General features: G+C 70.2%; 9 protein-coding genes. 5 read left to right on the top strand and 4 right to left on the bottom strand.

From position 1 onward, the window contains the following. The 3 genes from galU to DCW30_RS02795 form a co-directional block, all read right to left on the bottom strand. Positions 1–883: UTP--glucose-1-phosphate uridylyltransferase GalU (gene galU / locus DCW30_RS02805; protein ID WP_129299878.1), on the bottom strand; the 883-nt coding region annotated here is incomplete at its 3' end. Between the two features lie 65 nt (positions 884–948). Continuing rightward, on the bottom strand, positions 949–3252 hold the full coding sequence (locus tag DCW30_RS02800) for a bifunctional glycosyltransferase/CDP-glycerol:glycerophosphate glycerophosphotransferase (RefSeq protein WP_076682942.1): 2304 nt from the start codon (positions 3250–3252) through the stop codon (positions 949–951). Positions 3253–4216: 964 nt separating this feature from the next. Continuing rightward, complete coding sequence (locus DCW30_RS02795; protein WP_076682940.1) at positions 4217–4627, bottom strand: FKBP-type peptidyl-prolyl cis-trans isomerase; 411 nt, start codon at positions 4625–4627, stop codon at positions 4217–4219. Between the two features lie 612 nt (positions 4628–5239). Here DCW30_RS02795 and panD point away from each other — a divergent pair. Then, positions 5240–5656, top strand: coding sequence for an aspartate 1-decarboxylase (gene panD, locus DCW30_RS02790; RefSeq protein ID WP_062778041.1), 417 nt, complete (start codon positions 5240–5242; stop codon positions 5654–5656). 35 nt (positions 5657–5691) lie between these two features. Here the strand turns inward: panD and DCW30_RS02785 are convergent, their stop codons facing one another. After that, entirely contained in the window at positions 5692–6147 is a 456-nt protein-coding gene (locus DCW30_RS02785; protein ID WP_076682938.1) for an ATP-binding protein, read from the bottom strand. Positions 6148–6317: 170 nt separating this feature from the next. On the opposite strand from DCW30_RS02785, the gene DCW30_RS02780 reads away from it, so the two are divergent. The 4 genes from DCW30_RS02780 to DCW30_RS02765 all read left to right on the top strand — a co-directional run bounded on the left by DCW30_RS02780 (position 6318) and on the right by DCW30_RS02765 (position 8847). Beyond that, entirely contained in the window at positions 6318–7169 is an 852-nt protein-coding gene (locus DCW30_RS02780; protein ID WP_076682936.1) for a helix-turn-helix domain-containing protein, read from the top strand. After that, positions 7166–7351 carry a DUF397 domain-containing protein gene (locus DCW30_RS02775; RefSeq protein ID WP_062778047.1) on the top strand — a complete coding sequence of 62 codons (186 nt, stop codon included), beginning with the start codon at positions 7166–7168 and terminating at the stop codon, positions 7349–7351. The genes DCW30_RS02780 and DCW30_RS02775 overlap by 4 nt, the downstream gene beginning before the upstream one ends. A gap of 126 nt (positions 7352–7477) precedes the next feature. Next, complete coding sequence (locus DCW30_RS02770) at positions 7478–7666, top strand: hypothetical protein (protein ID WP_076682934.1); 189 nt, start codon at positions 7478–7480, stop codon at positions 7664–7666. Positions 7667–7866: 200 nt separating this feature from the next. Further along, positions 7867–8847: an acetylxylan esterase gene (locus DCW30_RS02765; protein ID WP_103557353.1), complete on the top strand. Its 981-nt coding sequence runs from the start codon at positions 7867–7869 to the stop codon at positions 8845–8847. The last annotated feature ends 120 nt before the right edge of the window (positions 8848–8967 follow it).

Raw genomic sequence — 8967 nt, 5'->3', positions numbered from 1 at the left:
CGGTGACGTAACTGCGAAGCCAGGCCTTGAAGTCCGGCCCCAGATCTTCACGTTCGCACGCGAGTCTGACAATGGCACGCAGATAGTCGCCCCGGTCACCGGTGTCATAGCGGCGGCCCTCGAAGACCACGCCGTGCACGGGGCCGCCCACCTTCTCGTCGGCGGCGAGCTGCTGGAGGGCGTCGGTGAGCTGGATCTCGCCGCCGCGGCCCGGCTCGGTCTCGCGCAGGACGCCGAAGACGTGGGGGTCGAGGACGTAGCGGCCGATGATCGCGTAGGTGCTGGGGGCGTCGGCGACGTCGGGCTTCTCGACCAGGTCGGTGACCTTGACGACGTCGCCCTCCCCGGTGGCCTCGACGGCCGCGCAGCCGTAGAGGTGGATCTGCTCGGGGGCCACCTCCATGAGGGCGATGACGCTGCCGCCGTGCCGCTCCTGGATCTCCACCATGCGGGCCAGCAGGGGGTCGCGCGGGTCGATGAGGTCGTCGCCGAGGAGCACGGCGAACGCTTCGTCACCGACGTGCGGGGCGGCGCACAGGACCGCGTGACCGAGCCCCTTGGGGTCGCCCTGGCGCACATAGTGCATGGTCGCGAGGTCGCTGGACTCCTGGACCCGGGACAGCCTGTCCTCGTCGCCCTTCTTCAGCAGGGCGGACTCCAGTTCGTAGTTGCGGTCGAAGTGGTCCTCCAGGGGGCGCTTGTTGCGGCCCGTCACCATGAGGACGTCATCGAGGCCCGCGGACACGGCCTCCTCGACCACGTACTGGATCGCCGGCTTGTCGACGACCGGAAGCATCTCCTTGGGAGTCGCCTTGGTGGCGGGCAGGAAACGCGTGCCGAGACCGGCGGCGGGGATGACGGCTTTGGTGGGCCTGGGCGGCATGGGGAAGAACTCTCCGCTGGTGTGGACGGGCGCCCCGGGGCGGGGCGTGACGGTGGTGCACGAGGTCAGGCGGACGCGCGGTCCGTGTCGTCCGTGCGTCGATCGGCGGGGACCTCCGCCCGGACGGACGTCTGCGGGGCGGGTGCGGGAGTGCGCTGGTCGAGCGGGAGGACCGCCGGGGTCGCTTCCCCTCCCAGGAAGACCTTGCGCACGACCCGCTCGGCGGCGTGGCCGTCGTCGTACTGGACGAAACGCTCGCGGAACGCGGCCCGCAGCGCGGTGGCATGCTCGCTCTTCCAGGCGCCGGTGCGGAGGACCTCGATGAGTTCGTCCTCGCTGCGCGCCGTCGCGCCCGGGGTCTCACCCATGCGCTGGGACAGCAGGTCGAAGTACACACCACGGGCCTTGCTGTAGACCTCCCAGTCGTCGGCGTAGGCGACGATGGGCCGGTCCAGGCACGCGTAGTCGAACATGACCGACGAGTAGTCCGTGATCAGGACATCCGCGGCCAGGCAGAGGTCCTCCACGGCGGGGTACTGGGAGACGTCCTTGATGAGCCCTCGCTCCTGCAGTTCCTGAAGCCGCGGGTCGGCGCCGTAGAAGTAGTGCGCGCGTACGAGAACGACGTGGTCCGGTCCGAGTTCGCGGCAGAGCCGTTCCAGGTCGAGGCGGGGCGCGAAGCCCTTCTGGTAGTCGCGCACGGTGGGGCAGTACAGCAGAGCGGTCTGACCGCTCTGGATGCCGAGCTCGGCACGGATACGCGCCACGTCGTCCGAGGTTGCCCGGAAGTAGACGTCATTGCGCGGATAACCGGAGTCGAGCGACTCGAACGCACAGGGGTAGACGCGTTCCCACGTCTCCGTCGAGTGCTGGTTGGAGGAGAGGCTGTAATCCCACCGGTCGACCCGTTCCAGCAGCTTGTGGAAGCTCATGTTCCGTGCGGCGGCCGGGAAGCGCTGCTGATCGATGCCCATCTGCTTGAGCGGGGTGCCGTGATGGGTCTGCAGGTGGATCTGCCCGGGCCGCTTGACGATCTCGTTGGGGAAGTTGACGTTGTTGATCAGATATCTGGCCCGGGCCATCACCTCCCAGTAACGGGGTGACCGAGCGAGCACATGGTCCACCCCGGTCGGCACGTCGCCTTCCTCGCCCGGTCGAACGACCCACACGCCGTGGATGTGCGGGGCGAGTTCTCGGGCCTTGTGGTAGATCGCCGCCGGATTGCAGGCGACACCACGGTCCCAGTAGGCGCTGTAGACCGCGAGGTTCTCGTCGACGGGTCGGCGCAGGTGCATGCGGTAGAGGCGGTCGTAGGCCTTTCTCCCGAGCTTCGTCCTGGCCCTGGAAGCGCGTCTGACCCACTTCTTTCGGGTGGCGCCCGCGAACTCGACGGCCGCATAAGCCGGGTACGAACCGCGTTCCATGAGTTCGAACCGCAGGCCGGCCGTGCCCTCGGGTTTCGTGAAGCCCGGCGGCTTGAAGCGCGCGTACTGCGCCGAGGCGCGCTTGAAGAACGCGGACCTGTCCTCCGCGAGGACGCGGTCCTCGCGGACCAGGGTGAAGAGGAAGTGGCTCACCATTCGTTCGAAGAGCAGAGGGCGCACGGAATCGAGATGAGGGCGCTCGTCGAGGAACTCGAAGAGGCGGGTGTACTGGTCGAAGATGCCGAAGTGCTCGCGACCCGGGGTGCGCATGGAATTTCCCTGGCGCCGCTGCCTGTATTCCACGCACACCGTGGGAAGGCAGGAGATGCTTTCCGCTGTGAGCATGGTCTTGTAGACCATGAGGGCATCTTCGTAGATTCCCTCGGTGAAGGTGAATCCGTTGCCGACGTAGAATTCCCGGCGGTACACGCGGTTCCACACGACGGCGAACATCGTGAGGTACTCGGGACGTTCCAGGGCCGTGAACACCTCTGCCCCGGCCGCGGCGAGGAGTTCGCCCGCGGCGCTCGCCTGCACCCTGTTCGTCCAGTAGGTGCGTACGTGGTTCAGGAGCAGGATGTCCGGGTGCCCGGTCGACTCCAGGCGGTCGGCGACAGCTTGCAGTGCGCCTTCGCTGAGGGTGTCGTCACTGTCGAGGAAGAAGATGTACTCGCCCGAGGCGCGCGACGCCCCCAGGTCCCGTGCCTTGCCGATGCCGTGATTCCGGTCCAGATGGACCGGCCGGACGCGGCTGTCCCGTGCGGCGTACTCATCGAGGATCCGCCCGCAGCCGTCCGGAGACGCGTCGTCGATGGCGATGATCTCGAAGTCGGTGAAAGCCTGGCCCAGGATCGAGTCCAAGCAGGCCCGCAGATAGCCCTGGACCCGGTGAACGGGGACGACGAGACTTATGTAGGGGAACGCGGGATTGGGTGTTTCGCTCATGAGACTTCCTCAAAAGGGCATGCCGCTCCATTGGCTCGCACGGTTCTGCGCAGCCGCGTCGCGCGGCAAGGCATCGCGGGCCGGCGGGCCGAGTGGGTTCGTGGGCGGCGGGGGAAGGAAAGGCAGGTTGAGGCGGGAAAGGGCTGCCGGAGACGGGCCCATGGCCGGGGCGCCCAGGGGGAGCGGTGGACGATGCCTCCCCGCGTCGGCGCAGGTCCGCACGGGTGCGACCGCCACAGGCGCTTAGCGGGGGCGGCGGGGTGATCGGCCCGCAGGCGTGTACAGGCGTGTCGCCGCGGTGCGGAGGGCCTCGGTGCACAGGCGCCCCGGTGTCAGAACTCGGGAAGCCGCCCTGTCCTCGCCCACTGCTCCGTCACCGGCTTGGCGCCGGGGTCGGTCGGCTCCAGCCTGATGCCATGGGTGTCGTAGGACGTGACGGCCGCGATCGGAGGTCTTCCTCCCGCGAGCCCCTGCAGGCGAGAGAGCCCGTCCGCTCCCGACCGAACACGCGGTCCGGCTCGTCCACTGCTTCGACCAGGACGACGTAGGGCTCTCGGGTGTGGGACGCACTCGGCCATGTCGGGCATGCCTTCTCTCTCCTCTCGCAGGGCGTCTCCGTGAGGCAGCCGCGGGCGTATCCGATCGTGTCGACTCGTCAAACGCTAGAACCGGCCAACCTGCCTGACCCTGCGCCTTCAGGTGGAAAAAGGCGTCCCGTCTCCTCCTTGCAGCCCCCCTCCTCAAGGAGGAGGGCACGGTGATCCGGCCGCACCATCCGCTGAGCCGCGGACTCCGCGGCCCGCCTCCGTCGTACGCGGGCCGTTTCCCCCGGCTGCGGCAGTGGGCCCGCCCCGCCGGGAGCAAGGGGCCACGGCAACCGGGGGGACTCAGGGACAGCCCTCGCTCAGCAGGGCCTTTGGCCCGTGCGCATGAGGCGAGGACGGGAAAACGGGGACGGTCCGGGTCAGCGGGCGTTGCTCCAGCCGCCTGTGCCGGCGGAGTACGAGTCGAGCAGGTCCACCACGAAGACCAGGGTCGAGCCCGCCGGGATCAGCGGCGAGGGCGACTGGTCGCCGTAGCCGAGACGTGGGGGAACGACGATCTCTCGCCGACCGCCGACCTTCATCCCCCTCAACCCCCGGTCCCAGCCCTTGATGACCCTGCCGCTGCCCAGGGCGAACTTGAAGGGCCGGCCACGGTCCCAGGAGGAGTCGAACTCCTTCCCGGTCTCGAAGGTCACGCCGACGTAGTGGACCCTGACCACCGTGCCCGGCTTCACCTCGGCCCCGTCCCCGACGACCAGGTCCCGGACGGTGAGTTCGGCAGGCGCAGCACCCTCCGGGACGCCGACCTCGGGCTTCGTCAGTTCACTCATCGCGGTTCCGTCACTCCCGTCGCGGACCCTCGTGCGGGCCGACCCGGCCCATGGACACTCCATGCGGCAGAGGATCACGCTAACGCGCACGCCGCCTTCCGGAGCGCACCGGATCAGTGGCCGCGCACGGCGGTCCGTCACACGGCCGGCGCGCGAGCCCCCGCGCACTCGGGCGGGAGGAGGTGGCTCTCGTCGCACGGCAGCCGCCCGGGCGGGAAGCGGCCCAGAGGGTCAGGGCCGACGCGCGCCGTTCGGTCGGGCTCCGTCGAAGCGGCGGGCGTTGTCCGCGCTGGTGCCGACTGCGCCCATGGACTGCTCAAGGCGGTCCGTGTCCTCATGTCCACGTTCACGGTGGCTGATGCGCGACGCCGGTAATCGGAGCGCCGAGGAGTTTGGGCCCACGCCTGGCACAACCTGTCGCAGGTGCCGCTGAGGGGGGGACGAGCGCCTTGTCTGCGGCGTCACCACAGCCGGCCTCGCACGGAAGCCCAGGCGGGAAGCCTGCTCGGTACGGTGCACGACGCCCTGCGACCGGCAAGCGCGCCCGTGTACAGTGAAGGCCGCCCTTGACCTGCAGAAAGCAGGCAGGGAGCCGTCTCACAGGAGTCCGAAGTGCTGCGTACTCTGTTCAAATCCAAGATCCACCGCGCCACCGTCACCCAGGCCGACCTGCACTACGTGGGATCGGTGACCATCGACGCGGACCTTCTCGACGCCGCCGATCTGCTGCCCGGCGAGCTGGTGCACATCGTCGACATCACCAATGGCGCGCGCCTGGAGACCTACACCATCGAGGGGGAGCGCGGCAGCGGTGTCATCGGCATCAACGGCGCCGCCGCCCACCTCGTGCACCCCGGTGACCGGGTCATCATCATCAGCTACGCGCAGGTCGAGGACGCCGAGGCGCGGGCGTTCGTGCCGCGGGTCGTGCACGTCGACGAGGCCAACCGCGTGGTGGCTCTCGGTGACGACCCCGCCGAGCCCGTGCCCGGTGACGACGGCATGGCGCGGAGTCCGCTGAGCGTCTGAGGCGAGGCGGCGCCACCGGGAGCCGGCCGACCGGCTCAGCCGGGGAGGCGTCGCGCTGCGATGGCGCACTCGGCCCACACGGTCTTGCCGCTGGGCGGATAGGGTTCCGTGCCCCACCGGTCCGCGAGGGCCTCGACGAGGACGAGGCCGCGCCCCGACTCGCTGTCCGGCGGCGTCCCGATGTCCGCCGACAGCACGGGCGGCCGCTCACCACGCGCGTCGGTGACCGCGACCCGGAGGGCGCCGACCGCTGTGTCGAGCACGAGGCGGAGCCGGAAGTCGCGGCCCTGCAGGCTGCCGTGGAGTGCCGCGTTGGCGGCCAGCTCGGCCACGATCTGCTCGGCCCGGTCGGCCACGGCGGGCGGCACCGGCCAGGTGCGGAGCTGTTCGGCGGCGAGGAGCCGGGCGAGTCGGGCTCCTCGCCGGGTCGAGGAGAACTGCTGCGTGAAGGTGCGGGAGGCGGCGGCGAGTCGGGGGGTGGTAGCGCTCATGCGGCCACTCTCGGGGGCGTGCGGGGGCGGATTCCAGAGGTGAACCCCGTACGCTGCGTCAGCGTACGAGCACTCTGTGTGGAAGGTGCGCCCGGGTCTCCGTCACTCTGGGTGCGTCGAACGACCGCGGCCATGCCGCAGCGCACGTACGTATCTGGAGGTGGCCGCGTATGCCGGACAGCCGTGACGTGACGGCTTGCGACTGGGAGCGCGAGCCGGACCCGTCCGACAGCCTGCGCACCTTCGGGGCGGTCGTCCAGGCCCTGCGCGAGCACGCGGGGCTCAGCCGGGTGGAGTTCGGGGCGCGGGTGCGGTTCTCCAGGCACACCGTCGAGTCGGTGGAACTGGGGCGGCGGATGCCGGACGAGTCCTTCGTGGAGCGGGCGGAGGAGGCGCTCGGCGACACGGGGGCGCTGCGCAAGGCCGCCAGGCATCTCACGCGGGGCGAGGCGGGGTTGGCGGCGTGGTTCCGTCGGTGGGCGAGGCTGGAGCGGGCCGCGGTGAGCCTCGGCACTTACGAGTGCCGCCTCGTGCCGGGGCTGTTGCAGACGGAGGGGTACGCACGGGCGGTTTTCGAGACCCGTATCCCGCCCTTGTCGGATGAGCAGATGGAGACGCAGGTCGGAGCGCGGATGGAACGGCAGAGCCTCATCGGGGAACTGCCCAACACCTGCTTCAGCTTCGTGGTGGAGGAGTGCGTCGTGCAGCGTCCCCTCGGCGGGGAGCGGGTGCTGCGCGATCAGTTGGACCACATCGTGGGCCTTGCGCGGCTCCGCAATGTATCGGTTCAGATCATGCCGACCCGGACCACGTCCCATGCCGGGCTGGACGGACCGCTCGCGCTGCTGGAGACCCCGGAGGGCAGGGCCCTGGCCTACTCCGAAGGGCAGGAGAGCGGCCGGTTGATCACCGATGTGAAGCAGGCTGCCGTTCTCCACCGGAGATATGCGACACTCCGCGCACAGGCTCTCACCTCTCCTGACTCTGTGGGCCTGCTGGAGCGGATCAGAGGAGAACTATGAGCAGCGTGCGTCTGACCTGGTTCAAGTCCAGTTACAGCGGCACGGCCGGTGACAACTGCGTCGAGGTCGCCGTCACCGAACAGGCCATCTGCGTAAGGGACTCCGCTGACGTCACGCGACCGCATCTCGCCGTCGGCCGCGAGGAATGGTCGAGGTTCGTGACGTTCGCCGCACGGTCCTGAGAAGCCCCGTGGCCGCGCCGGAGGCGTAGCCGGAGGAGCGGGGCGCGGCGAACGGTGCGAGGCTTGGGGACGAAGGCGTCGGGTACGCGGGGGAGGAGCCGACGAACCACTGGCTGGAGGATCGCAATGACACAACCGTTCCCGGAGCCCGCTCCGCCCACCCCCGGGCCGCCCAAGCCGCTGCCCGAGCCGGAGCGCCCCTTCCCGGACCCCGTGCCGAGCCCCGAGCCGCGGCCCGCCCCGGGGCCCTCACCCTCCCCGGTGCCCGAGCCGCCGAGCCCGGAGCCGCAGCCCCAGCCGGGGCCGCTCTCCTGACGTCGGGACGGCATCGACGTAGACATCGGGAAAGACGGGGAAAGACATCAGGGGCGGGGCCACCGTGCCCCGCCCCGACCAGGCGTGTGCCCCGGCAGCCGGGCCGACACGCCCTCCCCAAGCGGGGACGAACCGCATAGCGTGGCCCTCCGGCACCCGTGTCGTGTGCCGTGTTCCCGTGTATGGAGGAGGAGCCGCCCGTGCCCCAGTTCGATCTGCCGCTCGATGAGCTGCGCAGCTACCGTTCCCGGTCGGTCGAGCCCGACGACTTCGGCGCGTTCTGGGAGAAGACGCTGCACGAAGCGCGGCAGCACGAGCTGGACGCGCGGTTCGACGAGGTGTCGCTGCCGCTGACCGGGGTGCGGGTCCTCGACGTCACGTACGCGGGGTTCGGCGGGCATCCCGTCAAGGGGTGGCTGGTCGTCCCGGCGGGCGCCGAGCCGGGGGAGCCGCTGCCCGCCGTCGTCGAGTACATCGGCTACGGCGGCGGACGCGGGCTGCCGCACATGCACCTCCTGTGGGCCACCGCGGGCTACGCGCACTTCGTGATGGACACCCGGGGGCAGGGCAGCGCCGGATGGGCCCAGGGCGACACCCCGGACCCCGTGGGCAGCGCGCCCGCGCACCCCGGGTTCATGACGCGCGGCATCGAGGACCCGCACGAGTACTACTACCGGCGTCTGTACGTCGACGCCGTCCGCGCCGTCGAGGCCGTGCGGTCCCATCCGCTCGTGGACGCGTCCCGCGTCGCCGCGCTCGGCGTCAGCCAGGGCGGTGGCCTCGCCCTCGCGGTCGGCGGGCTCGTGCCCGATCTGGCCGCCGTCGCGGCCGACGTGCCGTTCCTGTGCGACTTCCCGCGCGCCACCACGCTCACCGACCGGCTGCCCTACCAGGAGATCGCGCTGTATCTGAAGGCGCGCAGGGGCGGACAGGAGCGCGTCTTCCAGACCCTGTCCTACTTCGACTGCGTGCACTTCGCCGCCCGCGGCCGGGCGCCCGCCCTCTTCTCCGCCGCCCTGGAGGACCAGACCTGCCCGCCCTCCACGGTGTTCGCGGCGCACAACGTGTACGCGGGCAGCGAGCGTTCGATGGAGGTGTACTCCTTCAACGATCACGAGGGCGGCGGCCCCTACCAGCAGGCCGTGCAACTGCGGTGGCTCCAGGGTTATTTGAGGAGCTGATCGGCCAACGCTCCCTTTCCGTCACGCCCTTGTCACGGGTCCGCCCGACCGGCTAGCTTGCGGGCTTGTCGTGTGTCTGTTGTGCGCAATCCGTGATGACGTGTGTCTAGGGAGCCCCCC

It is taken from the genome of Streptomyces alfalfae (assembly GCF_004127445.1).
In the GTDB taxonomy this organism is placed as follows: Bacteria; Actinomycetota; Actinomycetes; order Streptomycetales; family Streptomycetaceae; genus Streptomyces; species Streptomyces alfalfae.
Note: the sequence above shows the minus strand (reverse complement) of the source record. Positions and strands in the feature narration are given on the sequence as shown.

Excerpts from the sequence above, each read along its gene's own strand:
- DCW30_RS02800 (WP_076682942.1), bottom strand. The coding sequence starts at position 3,252 with ATGAGCGAAACACCCAATCCCGCGTTCCCCTACATAAGTCTCGTCGTC.
- DCW30_RS02795 (WP_076682940.1), bottom strand. The coding sequence starts at position 4,627 with ATGAGTGAACTGACGAAGCCCGAGGTCGGCGTCCCGGAGGGTGCTGCG.
- DCW30_RS02785 (WP_076682938.1), bottom strand. The coding sequence starts at position 6,147 with ATGAGCGCTACCACCCCCCGACTCGCCGCCGCCTCCCGCACCTTCACG.
- DCW30_RS02780 (WP_076682936.1), top strand. The coding sequence starts at position 6,318 with ATGCCGGACAGCCGTGACGTGACGGCTTGCGACTGGGAGCGCGAGCCG.
- DCW30_RS02775 (WP_062778047.1), top strand. The coding sequence starts at position 7,166 with ATGAGCAGCGTGCGTCTGACCTGGTTCAAGTCCAGTTACAGCGGCACG.
- DCW30_RS02770 (WP_076682934.1), top strand. The coding sequence starts at position 7,478 with ATGACACAACCGTTCCCGGAGCCCGCTCCGCCCACCCCCGGGCCGCCC.